Origin of the sequence: Bacillus sp. 22-7, assembly GCF_010628845.1 — a bacterium.
GTDB lineage: Bacteria > Bacillota > Bacilli > Bacillales > Cytobacillaceae > Cytobacillus > Cytobacillus firmus_B.
Genome location: NZ_NJQY01000017.1, coordinates 65,192 through 82,351 on the forward strand (window position 1 = coordinate 65,192; position 17,160 = coordinate 82,351).

Genomic DNA, 17,160 nt, shown 5'->3' on the forward strand with positions numbered 1-17,160 from the left:
CAAATTCGGACAATCTGAAGTATGGCTGCCATAGAGACATATTAAAAGAAGCCCCAATAAGGAGCTTCAATTTTGCTTCTGCAGTTCGTCTTTTACCAGGACGGCTTTGATTTTAAAATAATCTATCTCATCCGGAAGTTCTTCTTTAATTGGCTTCAGTTTTTCTCTTCCTGCTTTTTCCGCTGCCTGTAAAACAAGCTTTTCTTCCGTCTCATTGAAAATATCTGACCAGTCAATTGCATTGCCTTCTTTGATCGAGCGGAAGATATGCTCCTGAATCGTTATTGGGGAAAAGTTTCGCTTTTTGGCTATTTCCGTTATGGTATTTCCATTCTTATAATAATCAAAGGTAATCTGGTAGCTTGGACGGTCATCTTGTACTTCCTCTGACACTGAAGGCGTATCTGCTGCAGGCATAGGGGAAATATTATGTTCTTCGGCAAATTCTTTGATTGCCTCAATAAAATATTCCCCATACTTGTCAAACTTCATTTGCCCTACACCTTTAATATTTAACATCATGTCTTTGCTCACAGGAAAATAACGGCACATTTCTTTCAATGCGGTATCAGCAAACACCACAAAAGGAGGAACATTTTCTTCATCTGCAATCTTTTTCCTGAGCTTCCTCAGGATCTCAAAAAGTTCAATATTTTCATCTGCTTCCTGAACAGATACAGGCACACTAATTTTCATGGATAGTTTTTTCTGTCCTTTCAAGACAGGAATTGCATTTGCTGACAGCCTAACGGTCGGATATTTACCATCTGTTAAAACCAGATAATCCTCAGCCAGCAGATAGTTGATCATCTCTGAAATCTCTTTTTCTTTGCGGTTTTTCATCAGCCCAAATGTGGAAAGTTTATTAAAATTAAGCTCTCGGATTCTTTTATTACTTGAGCCTTTCAAAACCTGTGCAGTCAAAGTAACGCCAAATCTTTCTTCCATCCGCTTAATGCACGAAAAAATCATTAAAGCTTCCTGAGTAATATCGATGCTTGTCCGTTCATCCAGGCAGCTGCTGCATTTGCCGCAGAGGATCGGTTCGGCATTCTCATCAAAATAATCGATGATATAGGATTGAAGGCATTTTTCTGTGTGGCAGTAATTAACCATATCCTTTAGCTTGCTGTATTCCTGCTCCATTTTCCGGGGATCCAGACTGCTCTCCTCAATCAAAAATTTCTGCAGCTGGATATCCTGAGGAGCAAACAGCAAATAACATATGCTATCCTCTCCATCTCTTCCTGCCCTTCCCGCTTCCTGATAATAAGCTTCAATGTTCCGCGGAAGATTATAGTGGATGACATATCTGACATTGGATTTATCAATCCCCATTCCAAAAGCATTTGTTGCGACCATAATATTTGATTCATCGTATACGAAGGCATCCTGTGCTTTTTTCCGTTCTTCTTCCTTTAAGCCTGCATGATATTTAGCAACTGAGCAGTTCTTGCCTTTTAGGAACTGGTACAGCTGGTCTGTCTCCCTGCGGCTTGACGTATAAATGATTCCTGCTTCGTTTTTATGTTTATTTAGGGTCTGTAATATAAAGTCTCTTTTGTTAACACCTTTCAATACGTGAAAGGAGAGGTTATCCCTTGCAAAACCAGTTATAAACGTATTTTCCTCGCCGATGTTTAGAAGCCTGCGGATATCCTCTGCGACATCCCGTGTTGCTGTTGCAGTCAAAGCAGCAGTTACAGGTTTCTGGTGCAGATTGCTAAGCTCTGAGACTACGGAACGGTAACTTGGACGGAAGTCATGCCCCCACTGTGAAATACAATGTGCTTCATCAAAGACAATCGCATTGATTGAAATATCGTTTAATAATTGCAAAAAGGCCATGGACCCAAATCGTTCCGGCGCCACATACACGAGCTTATATTCTTCATTGCGTATTCCAGCCACAATGTGCTGATACTCGGCAGAAGACAACGTGCTGTTTATATAAGCAGCCGGGATGCCTGCAGTGCTAAGGGCATCTACTTGATCTTTCATCAGGGAAATTAAGGGAGAAATCACAATGGCCGTTCCGGGGAGTACAAGAGCGGGTATTTGAAAGCAGATTGACTTTCCGCCTCCAGTTGGAAGAATTCCAAGAGTATTGGTTTGTGAGAGGATATTCTGAATAATCTCCTGTTGGCCGGGGCGGAAAGAAGTATATCCAAAATATTTTTTTAAATAGTTTTCGGCTTGTGCCAGCAAATTGATCACCAACTCAATTAAGTATAGTTTTTCTTCAATTTCATGATACCAGAGCTTTTTTAAAAAGTAATCTAAAAGTAACGTGGAGATTTCTTAAAAAACACCTTCTGAAAAAATTCAGAAGGTGTCTGCATTTATTAAAGGGAAATTTTTTCTACAGCATCGACAGTAACCCCAAGCCACTTGGAAGCAATTTTAGAAAAAATGGCCGTGGAGCCAGTTGTACAGAATTTATATTCCGGATTTTCATCCACAGCTTTAAGCAGGCCATGGTGATGCAGAATGGTACTAGCTTCCCTTGCTGTTTCCTCACCTGAGCTGATGACCTTTACATCTTTACCCATTACATTTTTAATAATCGGTTCTAGTAAAGGATAATGAGTACATCCAAGAATGAGTGTATCCATTCCTTTTCCTTTTAAGGGCTGAAGCGTCTCAGCCACTATTTTTTTGGCAACTGAACCTTCGTACTCCCCGCTCTCTACAAGAGGAACGAATTTGGGGCATGCCAGACTATGCACGGCAGACCTGCTGTTTATCTGAATCAGCGCATTTTCATATGCCTTGCTTTTGACTGTGCCCTCTGTGCCAATGACACCAATTATATGGTTTTTCGTCACTTTAATAGCTGTTCTTGCGCCTGGGAAAATGACACCGATAACCGGTATCGGCAGTTCCCTGCGTATTTCCTCCAGAGCGACAGCAGTAGCTGTATTACAGGCTATAACAAGCATTTTAATGTTTTTTTTCAGCAGGTACTCCGTCATTTGCCAGGTAAAGGATTTCACCTCTTTACCAGGCCGCGGGCCGTACGGGCATCGTGCTGTATCTCCGAGGTATACAATATCTTCATTTGGCAGCTGCCGCATGATTTCTTTCGCGACCGTTAAGCCCCCCACTCCGGAGTCAATTATTCCTATAGGTTGTTTCAAAAGTACCGCCTCATTCTCCGCGCATATCATGGTGTAATTTCATTAAGTTATCTTTTAAGAACAAGACCTCATTATGTGAAGAATTTTTAAGAACCTCTTTTAGGTAATCCTGGCGTTTTTTAATAACTTCTTCAATAATCCGCTCTCCTTCTTCAAGCAGATGAATCCGGACTACTCTTCGGTCATTTGGGTCTTTCACTCTTTTCACAAGGCTGTTTTTCTCCATTCGGTCAACAAGATCTGTTGTCGTGCTGCATGCAAGATACATTTTATTTGACAGCTCGCCGATAGTCATATCACCTTCTTCAAACAGCCATTGCAATGCCACAAACTGAGGAGGGGTAATGGTAAAATCACTTAGAATTTCCCTTCCCTTTTGCTTGATAATGCCGGATATGTATCTTAAGTCTTTTTCAATATCAGCTACAACATCATTTATTTCATTTGTTTTAGGATCTTCCAGCTTCATTCATAAACACTCCCATTTAAGCTTTTACGATGTTTTCTGCCCTTGTGCATTTATTTTCACCTTTTTCCGCATAAATTTCAAGACAGAAATAAATCCAATAATGAAATATTCCCTATATAAATGTGATAACCGGCCTCCCAGAAGGATAGCCGGTCTAAATTAAAGTTCTAGCTCTCCCATTCGAAGGAGCTCTACAACAGCTTGTGATCGCCCCTTTACACCAAGCTTTTGCATGGCATTAGAAATGTGGTTCCGAACCGTTTTTTCACTTATAAACAATTCACCAGCGATTTCCCTTGTTGTTTTATCTTGTACTAACAATTCGAATACTTCTCTTTCTCGTTTGGTGAGTAACGGCTTGTGAGTATATTCATTCTCCTTCAAGTATTGTAACCCTCCTTGCCTTTCGCCAGCTATGAACCGCGGGATGGGTATATATTTAGTCACCATATCATATGTCAGCAAAACAGCCGAAGTGACTATATTTAGTGAAAGGAGAAAGTTATTTTCAGGAAATGTGCCATTGTGCCGCTAGGCTCGGACTTTAACCCCGCTTTTCAGCATTTCTTTCATATTTTCGGTCCAAGGCACACCCTTGCCTGTCACCTTTGATATCTGCACCATCGTCCCCCTGCCGGTGAAGCAAACTGAACCGTCTGATTTCCTGCCCATATAATGAAGATCAACAGAAGAATTCCCTATTGAAGCAGCTTTTACGTATATTTGTATCTCTTCATCAAAGAAAACCTGGCTGATAAAATCGCATTGGAGGTCTGCTACGACTGGTATGGTTTCACTATCATGCTTTACCCAGTCCTGCATAAAGCCCTTGCTTTTGAAAAATTCTATCCTTGCTTCTTCATAGTATGTAAATGGAATGGTATTGTTCAAATGTCCAAACATATCAGTTTCAGAAAATCTGACTTTTACTGGATGAAAGAAAATGAATTCTTCTTCCCATTTTTTAAAATCGTCTATATAGCTCAATTTTTTCATGCTGGTCCCTCCCAATTTTTTATGAATGAGCATTCACTCTGTTGTATTTCATTATAGTGTTTTTTGAATTATTTGAAAACCTTTCATCTGTGTTAAATAATAGATTATGCGAATATAGACTAAAAACCCCTCTCCAAAAGGAAAGGGGTTTTTCAAGTTTAGATCTGGTCGCTTCCAAAGAAGTTTTTGAAAGACTGGAATGTTGTATCGCGGTTTAGTGCCGCAATGGATGTTGTTAAAGGAATGCCTTTCGGGCAGGACTGTACGCAGTTTTGAGAGTTTCCGCAATTGGCAAGTCCGCCGTCACCCATGATTTGCTCCAGACGTTCAGCTTTATTCATTTCACCAGTTGGGTGAGCATTGAACAAGCGAACCTGTGATAAAGGAGCCGGTCCGATAAAGTCAGATTTGCTGTTAACATTCGGACATGCTTCCAGACAAACACCGCATGTCATGCACTTTGAAAGCTCATAAGCCCATTGGCGCTTTCTCTCAGGCATACGCGGTCCAGGTCCCAAATCATACGTGCCATCGATTGGAATCCATGCTTTAACCTTTTTCAGGGAATCAAACATACGGCTTCTGTCGACCTGCAGGTCACGGACTACCGGGAACGTGCGCATCGGCTCAAGACGGATTGGCTGTTCCAGCTGATCTACAAGTGCCGTACATGATTGGCGGGGCTTTCCATTAATAATCATTGAACAAGCACCGCAGACTTCTTCAAGGCAGTTCATATCCCATGCGATTGGAGTAGTATCTTCACCCTTCACGTTAACCGGATTACGGCGAATCTCCATAAGGGCTGAAATAACGTTCATGTTCGGACGGTAATCAATTTCAAACTCTTCCTGATAAGGGGCTGAATCAGGAGTATCCTGGCGGCTGATTACAAAACGGACTGTTTTCGTTTTTGTTTCTTGCATGGTTTAGTTCTCCCCTTTCTTTTTGGAATAGTCACGCTTACGCGGTGGAATTAAGCTTACATCAATTTCCTCGTAATGGAATGCCGGAGCGGAATTTGCATCAACAAACTTCGCCATTGTTGTTTTCATGAATTCCTCATCATTACGTTCAGGGAAATCAGGCTTATAATGTGCTCCGCGGCTTTCATTACGGTTATAAGCACCAATTGTAATAACACGTGCCAATTGAAGCATATTCTGCAGCTGGCGCGTAAAGCTTGCACCCTGATTGCTCCACTTCGCAGTGTCATTAATATTAATGTTTTTATAGCGCTCCATAAGTTCAACAATTTTTTCATCTGTTTTCAACAGCCTGTCATTATGGCGGACAACCGTTACATTGTCTGTCATCCACTCACCAAGCTCTTTATGAAGGACATATGCATTCTCTGTGCCATCAAGAGACATGATATTATTCCATTTTTCTTCTTCCTGTTTTACATGGCGGTCAAATAGTGATGATGGCAGATCTTCAGCACTCTTATCTAATCCGCTGATATACTTGACTGCATTCGGGCCTGCTACCATACCGCCATAAATGGCTGATAGCAGTGAGTTGGCGCCAAGACGGTTGGCACCATGCTGTGAATAATCACATTCACCAGCTGCAAACAAGCCAGGAATATTTGTCATCTGATCATAGTCAACCCATAATCCGCCCATTGAATAGTGGACAGCAGGGAAGATCTTCATTGGCACTTTACGAGGGTCTTCACCCTGGAATTTCTCATAGATTTCAATGATTCCGCCAAGCTTAATATCAAGCTCTTTAGGATCTTTATGGGAAAGATCCAGATATACCATGTTCTCCCCGTTAATGCCAAGCTTCTGGTTAACACAAACGTCAAAAATTTCACGCGTTGCAATATCACGAGGCACCAGGTTTCCGTAAGCCGGATATTTCTCCTCAAGGAAGTACCATGGTTTGCCATCTTTATATGTCCATACTCGTCCGCCTTCACCGCGTGCAGATTCACTCATTAGGCGAAGCTTATCATCTCCAGGGATGGCGGTTGGATGGATCTGAATAAATTCCCCATTTGCGTAATAAGCGCCCTGCTGATAAACGATTGAAGCCGCTGAGCCTGTGTTTATGACAGAGTTAGTGGATTTTCCGAAAATAATTCCCGGTCCGCCGGATGCCATAATAACTGCATCTGCAGCAAAAGACTTAATTTCCATAGAAGTCAGGTTCTGGGCAACGACACCCTTACAAGCTCCGTCATCATCGATTATAACCCCTAGAAATTCCCATCCCTCATACTTTGTCACTAATCCTGCCACTTCATGGCGGCGGACCTGCTCGTCCATTGCATAAAGCAGCTGCTGCCCAGTTGTAGCACCGGCAAACGCAGTACGGTGATGCTGTGTTCCACCGAAGCGGCGGAAGTCCAGCAGACCTTCAGGTGTACGGTTAAACATAACACCCATACGGTCAAATAAATGAATGATGCCAGGTGCAGCCTCTGCCATTGCTTTTACAGGCGGCTGGTTTGCCAGGAAGTCCCCGCCATAAATTGTATCGTCAAAATGAATCCAAGGAGAATCGCCTTCCCCTTTTGTATTTACCGCTCCGTTGATGCCGCCCTGGGCACAAACAGAGTGAGAACGTTTAACCGGTACCAGAGAAAATAATTCAACCGGAGTCCCAGATTCTGCTACTTTAATTGTCGCCATCAAACCGGCTAGTCCGCCGCCGACAACTATAACTTTTCCTTTACCCATCGTGACTCACTCCCTTAATACTTGTAAGAAAAGCGCCAGCACCCGCTTACCGGTCCCCTTGAGGCCTTCCGATGGCGTTTACTCTGCCAAAAGTGCTGATTTTGCCTTTGCGCTTTCAATAATGCGGAGCCGGGCAGCTGCCCAATTCCCTTTTTATCCGATCAAGTCTAATAATCTCTCATGTCTATTAAATAAATGCTGTAAGAGCACGTACGCCAACAATAGATAGTGCAATGAAAATTCCGATTGTTACGTAAGTGGAAATAACTTGTGAACGAGGAGATACTGTAAGTCCCCAGCTGACAAGGAATGACCAAAGCCCATTAGCAAAGTGGAAAATTGCAGAAATGACTCCAATAATATAGAACCAGAACATAAATGGATTCGACAGGATGTTCTCCATCATCTGAAAGTTAACTTCTGCTCCAAAGGCAGCCTGTACACGTGTTTCCCAAACATGCCATGCAACAAAAACAAGCGTAATGACACCTGAAACACGCTGAAGCATAAACATCCAGTTGCGGAAATATCCGTATCTGCTTGTGTTATTTTTCGCAGTAAAAGCAATATAAAGGCCATAGATTGCGTGGAACAGCAAAGGTAAATAGATTACAAACGTTTCAAGGAATATTCTAAATGGAAGACTTTCCATAAAATGCGCTGCATTATTAAAAGATTCCTCTCCCCCTGTTGCAAAATGGTTCACTACAAGGTGCTGCACCAAAAACAATCCAACTGGTATTACGCCAAGCAATGAATGCAATCTGCGATTAAAAAACTCACGATTACCTGCCATAAACTTTCCCCCCCTGATTTTAAAAAAACGATGCTGAGCCCCCGCTCAGGACATCATCTCGAAAATGTTATTCATTTTCTTACAATTATGTGACATGTCCATTTTACTCCCAAGATAATAGAGCGTCAAGAAAACGGATACATAAAATGTTCCATATTAATAAAATTTTTAAAAAATATTAACGGGTTAAAAACATATATTATCCTGCGGTTCAATATGACCTAATTGCCGGTCTCCAATATACTGAAATAGTAATTATTTCTATGCAAATCGTTCTATTTTTTACTGAATTGATATTAACTCCCCAAGCATATTGTATATAATAGAATCATAGAAAGAGGGGAGACTATTGAGCGAATTAGCATCTGCGAAATCTAATGAAGATCACATACAGTCTGTACCGGTATTTGGGTATGAACTAATCCGGGCAGTTCTTTTGCATGACCTTTTAGGAAATGAAGCACCCGAAATTTTATATTGGGCCGGCAAAAGGCTTGCACGCATGTATCCTCTGGAAACAGCCGGACAGATTGCCGAATTTTTCACAAATGCCGGCTGGGGCAACCTTTCCATCGCAAACGAATCTAAACATGAACTTGAAATGATATTATCAAGCCCGCTGATTGCTGGCCGCTTGCAAAAAAACAATAACTGCACATTTCAGCTCGAAGCTGGTTTTATAGCCCAGCAGATAGAATTTCAAAAAGAAGTTATTTGTGAGGCATTTGAACATCCCCGCAAGAAAACCGGCAAAATCCTTATTACTGTGAAGTGGGATAAAAAGGATCCTGCTGAGTAACATCTAATACGTACAAACAATAAGCTATCAATTTCTGATAGCTTATTGTTTATAGCTTCGGAATTAAGCCTTAACAGCAGAAACAGACAGCTTGAATGCCTCGTGTAAAGCATCAACAGCATCGATCATTTTACTGTTTTCCACAACCGCTGATACTTTAATTTCTGACGTGCTTACCATTTTCACCTGAATTTCATTCGCTGAAAGCACTTCGAACATTTCTGCAGCCACACCCGGATTTGAAATCATGCCTGAGCCGACAATTGAAACCTTTGCAAGCCCTGATTCCCACTCAATGCGGTCATAATTTAATTGATCTCTATGCTTTTCTAAAACTTTCACTGTATCCGTCAGATCTTCATTCTTAATTGAGAAGGACAGGTTAGTTGTCTGAGCTTCTGTCATGCTCTGAATAATGATATCGACATTAATGTGGTTTTTGGCGAGCGCCGAGAAAATAGTAGACAGCCCAGTCAGTGAATTAGGAAGACCAATGATTGTTACTCTTGTTATGTCATCTTCAAAAGCCACACCGCGCACCACTAAATTTTGTTCCATTTTTACTTCCTCCTCAATGATTGTTCCGGCTTCCTTTTCAAGGCTTGAACGCACTTCAATCGGAAGTCCATAGTTTTTAGCGAATTCAACCGCTCTTGGATGGAGCACTCCAGCCCCCAAATTGGCCAGCTCAAGCATTTCATCATAGGACACAGAATGTAACTTTCTGGCATTCTTTATAAAGCGGGGGTCGGTTGTAAACACACCTGTAACATCCGTATAAATATCACATTTATCAGCTTTAAGTGCTGCAGCCAGTGCAACAGCAGTTGTATCAGATCCTCCGCGGCCAAGCGTGGTAATTGAACCATCTTCTGTCATCCCCTGAAAGCCTGCTACAATTACAATTTTCCCCTGATTTAACTCCCCCTGAATGGTGGCTGGATCAATATTTACTATCCTCGCATTACCATGGACTGCTTCTGTTTTAATACCTGCCTGCCACCCTGTAAAAGAAACAGCGTGATGCCCTTTCGCATTTAATGCCATTGCTAATAAAGAGATGGTCACCTGTTCGCCGGTTGTAAGCAGCATGTCCATTTCCCTTTTATCTGGTGATGGGGAAATCTCCCTTGCCATGCCAACCAGCTGATCAGTCGTTTTGCCCATTGCCGAAACAACCACAACAACATCGTTTCCACGGTTTTTTTCCTCAATTACCCGATTAGCGGCATTTTGTATTCTGTCTACAGTCCCCACGGAGGTGCCTCCGAATTTCTGCACTATGATTCCCACAGCTTTCCCTTCTTTCTAAAGAACTCGTAATTTTATGAATTGCCGTCCTATGTAAGTGAAGCAAGACAGTCCACTCGGCTGTATTTGACAATGGCCTTAAATCTAAAATACCCCTTTTGGGCAATAAAAAAAGCAATGGAATAGTTTAACTATCCCATTGCTGTGCAGCCAAAATGTATATGTGAGCAAACACAGTGAGATAGCTCTCCAGGACGGCAATGTCCTGACAATCCTGCATTTATTCAATGCAAAACCAGCAGAAAAAATGATGAGATTTTCTCCACTTCGGCGAACATACCCTTTCAAAGCTTTTCATGGAAGCTCATTCTTCTCCAAGCTTTTACTGATGAAGTTCGCACCTCTACCTTCACTTAACGATTATGTCCAATAGTTCAGTTTAAACATATGGACATGCGCTTTATCGCTATAAAGTGATATTGATATAAAGTTTCAATTAGTATAACATGTCTGACTTTTTATGTCTATATCCATTTAAGACTCAGAGTTTCCATTTTGTTCCTCAAGCCTCTGCTTTAACTCCTCTGCAACAATCGCAGGAATGCCTATTTTTTTAAACTCCTCAATTGATGCCTCTTTCATTTTCTTTACAGACCCAAAGGCCTTCAACAGCTGTTTCTTTCGCTTTTCGCCTATGCCCGGAATTTCATCCAGAATAGACTGAAAGGCACTTTTTCCGCGAAGCTGGCGGTGAAAAGTAATTGCAAAGCGATGAACTTCATCCTGAATTCTCTGCAGCAGGTAGAATTCCTGGCTGTTCCTTGCAAGTGGAATAATTTGAAGCGGATTACCATATAAAAGCTGTGAAGTTCTGTGCTTCTCATCCTTCACCAGGCCAGAAATCGGAATATCCAGACCGAGTTCATTTTCCAGCACATCCCTTACAGCTTCAACATGCCCTTTTCCTCCATCAATCAAGATTAAGTCCGGAAGCGGCAGTTCTTCTTTCAGTACTCTTGTATATCTGCGTCGGGTGACTTCTCTCATGGATTCATAATCATCAGGACCTTTGACGGACTTTATTTTATATTTTCGGTACTCTCTTTTCTCCGCTTTGCCATCAATGAAGACGATCATGGCAGAAACGGGATCCGACCCCTGGATATTTGAATTATCAAATGCTTCAATCCGGTGAGGAGTATAAATTCCAAGCTGATCACCCAGATTTTCAACAGCTTTAATAGTCCGTTCTTCATCACGCTCTATTAAAGAAAACTTCTCCTGGAGAGCAATTTTTGCATTTTTATAAGCAAGCTTCACCAGGTCCTTTTTTTGCCCGCGCTGCGGTTTTAGCACTTTCACATCAAGAAGCTGTTCTGCCATGACTGCATCAACGGAATCGGGTGCCAATATTTCACGTGGTTTAAAATGATTTGCTTTAGTATAAAACTGGCCGAGGAACGTTAAAATTTCTTCTTCCGGCTCATTATAAATCGGGAACATTGATACATCCCGTTCGATCAGCTTGCCCTGCCTGATGAAGAAGACCTGGACACACATCCACCCTTTATCAACCGCATAGCCAAATACATCCCGATCTGTAAAATCTGTCATCGTCATTTTTTGCTTTTCCATCGTTGCATCTATATGGGCAATTTTATCTCTGAGCTCTGTTGCTCGTTCAAAGTCCAATTCTTCTGCAGCGGCTGTCATTTTTGCAGTAAGTTCTTTTTTAATCTCTTTGTATCCGCCATTTAAGAATTTCGCAATTTCATCTGTCATTTGCTTATATTGATCTGCACTTACTTCCTTTACGCAAGGTGCAAGACATTGGCCCAAGTGATAATAAAGGCAAACTCTGTCCGGAAGAGTTGAACATTTGCGGAGAGGATAAATACGGTCGAGCAGCTTTTTTGTTTCATTGGCAGCCTGCACATTGGGATAAGGGCCAAAGTATTTTCCCCTGTCTTTTTTTACTTTTCTGGTTGTTATCAGACGGGGATGGCGTTCGGCCGTCAATTTGATAAAAGGGTAGCTTTTATCGTCCTTCAGCATTACATTATATTTGGGATCATATTTCTTGATCAGATTCATCTCAAGAATCAATGCTTCCATATCTGAAGATGTGACAATGTACTCAAAGTCCACGATCTCATTAACAAGTCTTAATGTTTTCCCGTCATGTGAGCCTGTAAAGTAGGACCTGACCCGGTTTCTGAGAATTTTGGCTTTCCCCACATAGATGATGGTCCCCTGCCTGTCTTTCATTAAATAGCAGCCTGGCTGCGCAGGCAGCAGCATCAGTTTATTTTTTATCGTTTCATTCATGGCACTCCACCTCCCAGGTTATATTTTTCTAATTGAAAGGCTTCCTTAGGAAAGATTTTATATAACATTAATTTAAAATTTTCATAATCACTTGGCATACAAGCTGGTCATGAAGCTTAGTCTGCATAATAAAAGCACTGCATCCCCATCTTATTATATCAGCTGGTAAACCTGCAGCATAACTGCTAAACACACATGATAAAGTGAAACTTCAATNNGCAGATGGTGGGGAGTGCTTTTCTTCCCATCAGCTGATTGGCTTATGACCTCGAGCCCCTAGGAGCCGCAGCTAGATCGGGCAGTTTGACCCCCGCTTATCCTCCTTTGTTTCCTCTGAGTCTTGAAGCGGGGGTCTTACTGCCCGTTAGACTGCGATAAAAAAATCCCGATGTCCGCATGGGACACCGGGAAATTTCTTATAGATTAAGCATGCTTTGAAAGTAATTCAGCAAGAGCTTCTTTCGGCTGGAAGCCAACCGCTTTATCCACCACTTCACCGTCTTTTAGTACGATCAAAGTTGGGATGCTCATTACGCCAAACTTGCCGGCTGTTTCCTGGTTTTCGTCAACATCGATTTTTACAATTTTGACTTTATCGCCCATTTCAGAATCAAGTTCTTCCAATACAGGAGCGATCATTTTACAAGGGCCGCACCATGGAGCCCAGAAATCTGCCAATACTAATCCCGAACCAGTTTCAGCAGTGAAATTTTGGTCAGTTGCGTGTGTAATAGCCATTTGATATGCCTCCTAAAATTTAACTCAAATACTAACGACAGTATATCATCGTTTATACTATGTTGCGAATAATCTGCTCGATCGTAATTTACCCTATGTAAAGCAGATTATTCGCTTTCTTTATTATGGACTTTATGTATAATGGGCGGCCATCTGCCGCCCATTTGTACTTTATGCGTTTACTTTAAGCTTTTTGAACTCTTCTGTTAACAGTGGAACAACCTCAAACAGGTCTCCGACAATACCGTAATCAGCTACCTTAAAGATATTGGCTTCCGGATCTTTGTTAATCGCTACGATTACTTTGGAATTGGACATACCCGCTAAGTGCTGAATAGCTCCGGAGATACCGCATGCAATATACAGGTCTGGTGTTACCACTTTACCCGTTTGTCCAATTTGCAGTGAATAGTCGCAATAATCAGCATCACAAGCTCCTCGTGATGCACCTACAGCTCCGTTTAAAACAGAAGCAAGCTCTTTTAATGGCTCAAAGCCTTCCTCGCTCTTAACACCGCGGCCGCCGGCAATAATAACCTTAGCTTCGGATAAGTCAACGCCTTCACTCGCTTTGCGGACAACTTCCTTAATGATTGTGCGAAGATCCTTGATTTCTGCTGCAACAGAAGCAACATCTCCTGATCTTGATTCATCCTTTTCCAAAGGAGCTATGTTATTTGGACGTATTGTGGCAAAAAGAAGGCCATCTGTCACAATCTTCTTTTCAAAAGCTTTTCCTGAATAAATCGGGCGTGTGAAGACCAGATTGCCGCCTGCTTCTTCAAGGCTTGTTACGTCAGAGATTAAACCAGACTCAAGCTTGGCAGCAATTTTAGGAGCAAGATCTTTCCCCATTGCTGTATGCCCAAAAATAAGGCCATCCGGACTTTCAGAATCAATCACAGCCATTAGAGCCTGTGAAAAACCATCAGGCGTATACTGCTTCAGCTTCTCATCTTCAACAGTTACAACACGGTCAGCACCATAGTGAATCATTTCATTAGCTAAAGCGCTTACAGAATCACCAATTAAAACTCCTACAACTTCTCCGCCTTCTGATGCAGTCTTACCGGCTGCAACAGCTTCGAAGGATACATTACGCAATGAACCGTCACGGACTTCACCTAACACTAATACTTTTCTAGCCATATGTTTTACCCCCTGCGTTATTATTAATCAGTTATGATGATCAGACAACTTTAGCTTCAGTATGAAGAAGCTTCACCAGTTCCTTAACTTGATCTTCCAATTCGCCTTCAAGAACTTTTCCTGCTTCTTTTTTAGGCGGCATATAGATTTCAATTGTCTTTGTCTTAGCTTCAACATCGTCCTCATCAAGATCAAGATCGTCAAGCTCAAGCTCATCAAGAGGCTTCTTTTTCGCCTTCATAATTCCTGGCAAGGATGGATAGCGAGGCTCATTCAGACCCTGCTGGGCAGTGACCAATAATGGAAGAGATGTCTCAATTACTTCTGAATCCCCCTCAACATCACGCACTACTGTGGCAGAGCTGCCATTAATATCAAGCTTAGTGATCGTTGTTACATATGAAATTCCCAAAATCTCTGCTACACGCGGTCCAACCTGTCCGGAGCCCCCATCAATTGCTACATTCCCAGCAATGATTAAGTCAGCCTCTTTGTCTTTCAGGAATTCAGATAAGATTTTTGCCGTCGTGAACTGATCCCCATTCTCAACGTCATCTTCTGTATTTATTAAAACAGCTTTATCGGCACCCATCGCAAGAGCGGTACGGAGCTGCTTTTCAGCTTCTTCTGTTCCCACAGAAACAACTGTTACTTCTCCGCCATTCGCATCACGAACCTGGATTGCTTCTTCAATTGCATATTCATCATAGGGATTAATGATAAATTCAGCGCCATCTTCATTGATTTTGCCGCCGGAGATTGTAATTTTTTCTTCAGTATCAAATGTTCTCTTCATTAATACGTAGATGTTCATGATTTCCCTCCTAGTAATTAAGCATTGTCATATAACAAAGCCATTAATTAAAACATTTCTTCACTTCGAAAGATTGAAAATATTTAATGCGTACAGAAAGGTTCATCTGCTTGGAACTGCCCGCTTATTTTAAAATTGAGCGGGCGCTCGCTCACAGACCATGATTTAACCAATGAATCTTCTGAAGATTAAATCAAACGCTTACATGTCTATTATAATAGATTATTAGAATGAATGTAATCTTTCAGCTCAATTCTTTTAACTGCTATTTTCCGGTGAAGTTTGGCTCCCGCTTATTAATAAATGCAGATATGCCTTCCTTCCCATCTTCAGATACAAATACTTCTCCAAACAATTCCGCTTCTTTCTTTACACCTTCGTAGAATTGTCCTGTTTTTCCGAAGTTTAATAGCTCAATAGCTGCCTTAATTGAGCCTGGGCTCTTCTTCGCTATTTTCTTTGCCATCTTATAGGCATTTTCCAAAAGCTGCTCCTCAGGAAAGGCATGGTTAGCCAAACCATATTGAACTGCTTCAAGCCCGGTGATCGGGTCGCTTGTGAACAGCATTTCAGCTGCACGAGCAGTGCCTACATAGCGGGGAAGCCGCTGAGTTCCGGCAAAACCGGGAATCAATCCAAGCTGAAGCTCCGGAAGACCGAGCTTTGCGTTTTCAGCTACAAGACGGAAGTGACAGCCCATCGCAAGCTCCAGGCCTCCGCCAAGTGCTGCACCATGAATGGCTGCAATAATTGGCTTAGGGAACTTTTCCATTCGCTCAAAGAGATTCTGTCCATAGGTCGCTAAGCTTGAAAAATCCTCTCCGCTTTCAATAGTTGTAAATTCTTTTATATCAGCTCCTGCTGAAAAGAATCTGCCTTCTCCGTGAATTAGAATAACTCTAACTTCACTATTATCTTCAACTTCATCCAGAACAGCTGAAAGCTCTTTTAATACACCTGATGAAAGAGCATTCGCAGGCGGACGTTCAATTGTAATCGTTGCTACGAAGTCGTTATGGGACCATTTAAGGTATTCCATCGTATCCCTCCTACTATATTATTGAGCACTTTAACATTTTCAAGGTTTTCCGCACCCGCTGATTAAAAGTTTATGAACAGGTCCTGCCAATGCTGTAAGATCATATTTCTGCTCGTTCATTACCCATGTAGTCACTGTTTCGTCCATAGTGCCAAAAATCATCTGACGCGCCAGCCTGATATCAAGATCAGCTGAGAATTCGCCGCTCTCCCTGCCGTCATCAAGAATCCTTTCCACTAAAGTGAGATAACCTTTGAGCACCTCATTAATTTTATGGCGCAGGTCCTTATTTGACTGCCTCAACTCGAGCTGGGTTACAATTGCCAGGTGCTTGTCTTCCGAGAGCATTTTAAAGTGCGATTCTACCATCATTAATAGTTTCTCTGCAGCTTTCTCTTTTCCTGCAATTTTTTCCTCAATTTTCTCAACAAAGTAGCCCATTTTATCCTGAAAGAGGGATATTAATATATCTTCTTTGTTTTTAAAATATAAATAGATCGTGCCATCAGCGACACCAGCCTGTTTGGCAATTTTTGATACCTGAGCCTGGTGATAGCCGTTTTCAGCGATCACAACTACAGCAGCATCAATAATTTGCCGGTATTTAGGCTTTGTTTTTTTCATGTGGCTCCCTCCTTTCAGAATAAAGTGAAACTTCAATCAGTGGGGGGGTTCCTTAACCCCCACTGATTGTTAGTTGAGGCCCACAGGAAGTGGGTCACAAAGACGTGGCCACAGGACGTGGCGTTCTTAGTCTTTGTTCTTCTTTACGGGCCTTTACGGGCAGTTTGACCCCACTTATCCTCCTTTGATTCCTCTGAGTCTTGAAGTGGGGGTCTTACTGCCCGTTAGACTGCGATAAACGGGGCATTGATTTCTAACAGGCAGCAGTGCGGGTAAATTCCTTTCCTGCTGCCGGGATCAGCCAATCCACTTGGTTTATTATTTTTA

Annotated in this window: 16 protein-coding genes and 1 riboswitch; of the genes, 1 reads left to right on the top strand and 15 read right to left on the bottom strand. The window is 42.0% G+C overall.

Going from position 1 to position 17,160, the window contains the following annotated elements; translation table 11 throughout:
• Positions 1-66: 66 nt before the first annotated feature.
• The 8 genes from recQ to CE058_RS15015 form a co-directional block, all read right to left on the bottom strand.
• Positions 67-2,208: a DNA helicase RecQ gene (gene recQ, locus CE058_RS14980; RefSeq protein WP_163143713.1), complete on the bottom strand. Its 2,142-nt coding sequence runs from the start codon at positions 2,206-2,208 to the stop codon at positions 67-69.
• 137 nt (positions 2,209-2,345) lie between these two features.
• On the bottom strand, positions 2,346-3,140 hold the full coding sequence (racE, locus tag CE058_RS14985; RefSeq protein WP_163143715.1) for a glutamate racemase: 795 nt from the start codon (positions 3,138-3,140) through the stop codon (positions 2,346-2,348).
• A gap of 10 nt (positions 3,141-3,150) precedes the next feature.
• Positions 3,151-3,609 carry a MarR family winged helix-turn-helix transcriptional regulator gene (locus tag CE058_RS14990; RefSeq protein WP_061791493.1) on the bottom strand — a complete coding sequence of 153 codons (459 nt, stop codon included), beginning with the start codon at positions 3,607-3,609 and terminating at the stop codon, positions 3,151-3,153.
• 159 nt (positions 3,610-3,768) lie between these two features.
• Positions 3,769-3,993, bottom strand: coding sequence for a helix-turn-helix domain-containing protein (locus CE058_RS14995; RefSeq protein ID WP_009333184.1), 225 nt, complete (start codon positions 3,991-3,993; stop codon positions 3,769-3,771).
• A 147-nt stretch (positions 3,994-4,140) separates the two neighbouring features.
• On the bottom strand, positions 4,141-4,605 hold the full coding sequence (locus tag CE058_RS15000) for an acyl-CoA thioesterase (protein WP_048011039.1): 465 nt from the start codon (positions 4,603-4,605) through the stop codon (positions 4,141-4,143).
• A 158-nt stretch (positions 4,606-4,763) separates the two neighbouring features.
• Positions 4,764-5,531, bottom strand: coding sequence for a succinate dehydrogenase iron-sulfur subunit (gene sdhB / locus CE058_RS15005; RefSeq protein ID WP_035330246.1), 768 nt, complete (start codon positions 5,529-5,531; stop codon positions 4,764-4,766).
• A gap of 3 nt (positions 5,532-5,534) precedes the next feature.
• The gene (gene sdhA, locus CE058_RS15010; RefSeq protein WP_163143717.1) at positions 5,535-7,295 is read right to left on the bottom strand and encodes a succinate dehydrogenase flavoprotein subunit; all 1,761 of its coding nucleotides are present in this window, start codon (positions 7,293-7,295) and stop codon (positions 5,535-5,537) included.
• 187 nt (positions 7,296-7,482) lie between these two features.
• Entirely contained in the window at positions 7,483-8,091 is a 609-nt protein-coding gene (locus tag CE058_RS15015; protein WP_035330248.1) for a succinate dehydrogenase cytochrome b558 subunit, read from the bottom strand.
• A 349-nt stretch (positions 8,092-8,440) separates the two neighbouring features.
• Between CE058_RS15015 and CE058_RS15020 the strand changes: the two genes are divergently transcribed.
• On the top strand, positions 8,441-8,890 hold the full coding sequence (locus CE058_RS15020) for a YslB family protein (RefSeq protein WP_163143719.1): 450 nt from the start codon (positions 8,441-8,443) through the stop codon (positions 8,888-8,890).
• A gap of 63 nt (positions 8,891-8,953) precedes the next feature.
• On the opposite strand, the gene CE058_RS15025 is transcribed toward CE058_RS15020, so the two are convergent.
• The 7 genes from CE058_RS15025 to CE058_RS15055 all read right to left on the bottom strand — a co-directional run bounded on the left by CE058_RS15025 (position 8,954) and on the right by CE058_RS15055 (position 16,833).
• Entirely contained in the window at positions 8,954-10,183 is a 1,230-nt protein-coding gene (locus tag CE058_RS15025) for an aspartate kinase (protein WP_163143721.1), read from the bottom strand.
• A gap of 192 nt (positions 10,184-10,375) precedes the next feature.
• Positions 10,376-10,555, bottom strand: a riboswitch (Lysine riboswitch).
• Positions 10,556-10,675: 120 nt separating this feature from the next.
• Positions 10,676-12,469, bottom strand: coding sequence for an excinuclease ABC subunit UvrC (uvrC, locus tag CE058_RS15030; RefSeq protein ID WP_163143723.1), 1,794 nt, complete (start codon positions 12,467-12,469; stop codon positions 10,676-10,678).
• A 423-nt stretch (positions 12,470-12,892) separates the two neighbouring features.
• Positions 12,893-13,207, bottom strand: a complete 315-nt coding sequence (gene trxA, locus CE058_RS15035; protein WP_035330252.1) for a thioredoxin — start codon at positions 13,205-13,207, stop codon at positions 12,893-12,895.
• A 171-nt stretch (positions 13,208-13,378) separates the two neighbouring features.
• The gene (locus CE058_RS15040) at positions 13,379-14,356 is read right to left on the bottom strand and encodes an electron transfer flavoprotein subunit alpha/FixB family protein (protein ID WP_163143725.1); all 978 of its coding nucleotides are present in this window, start codon (positions 14,354-14,356) and stop codon (positions 13,379-13,381) included.
• 40 nt (positions 14,357-14,396) lie between these two features.
• On the bottom strand, positions 14,397-15,170 hold the full coding sequence (locus CE058_RS15045) for an electron transfer flavoprotein subunit beta/FixA family protein (protein ID WP_163143727.1): 774 nt from the start codon (positions 15,168-15,170) through the stop codon (positions 14,397-14,399).
• A gap of 265 nt (positions 15,171-15,435) precedes the next feature.
• A complete protein-coding gene (locus tag CE058_RS15050) occupies positions 15,436-16,209 on the bottom strand; it encodes an enoyl-CoA hydratase (protein WP_048011931.1) in 774 nt (257 codons plus the stop codon).
• A 39-nt stretch (positions 16,210-16,248) separates the two neighbouring features.
• The gene (locus CE058_RS15055) at positions 16,249-16,833 is read right to left on the bottom strand and encodes a fatty acid metabolism transcriptional regulator FadR (protein WP_048011930.1); all 585 of its coding nucleotides are present in this window, start codon (positions 16,831-16,833) and stop codon (positions 16,249-16,251) included.
• Positions 16,834-17,160: the final 327 nt, after the last annotated feature.

Excerpts from the sequence above, each read along its gene's own strand:
- CE058_RS14990 (WP_061791493.1), bottom strand. The coding sequence starts at position 3,609 with ATGAAGCTGGAAGATCCTAAAACAAATGAAATAAATGATGTTGTAGCT.
- CE058_RS15000 (WP_048011039.1), bottom strand. The coding sequence starts at position 4,605 with ATGAAAAAATTGAGCTATATAGACGATTTTAAAAAATGGGAAGAAGAA.
- sdhB (WP_035330246.1), bottom strand. The coding sequence starts at position 5,531 with ATGCAAGAAACAAAAACGAAAACAGTCCGTTTTGTAATCAGCCGCCAG.
- sdhA (WP_163143717.1), bottom strand. The coding sequence starts at position 7,295 with ATGGGTAAAGGAAAAGTTATAGTTGTCGGCGGCGGACTAGCCGGTTTG.
- CE058_RS15015 (WP_035330248.1), bottom strand. The coding sequence starts at position 8,091 with ATGGCAGGTAATCGTGAGTTTTTTAATCGCAGATTGCATTCATTGCTT.
- uvrC (WP_163143723.1), bottom strand. The coding sequence starts at position 12,469 with ATGAATGAAACGATAAAAAATAAACTGATGCTGCTGCCTGCGCAGCCA.
- trxA (WP_035330252.1), bottom strand. The coding sequence starts at position 13,207 with ATGGCTATTACACACGCAACTGACCAAAATTTCACTGCTGAAACTGGT.
- CE058_RS15040 (WP_163143725.1), bottom strand. The coding sequence starts at position 14,356 with ATGGCTAGAAAAGTATTAGTGTTAGGTGAAGTCCGTGACGGTTCATTG.
- CE058_RS15045 (WP_163143727.1), bottom strand. The coding sequence starts at position 15,170 with ATGAACATCTACGTATTAATGAAGAGAACATTTGATACTGAAGAAAAA.
- CE058_RS15050 (WP_048011931.1), bottom strand. The coding sequence starts at position 16,209 with ATGGAATACCTTAAATGGTCCCATAACGACTTCGTAGCAACGATTACA.
- CE058_RS15055 (WP_048011930.1), bottom strand. The coding sequence starts at position 16,833 with ATGAAAAAAACAAAGCCTAAATACCGGCAAATTATTGATGCTGCTGTA.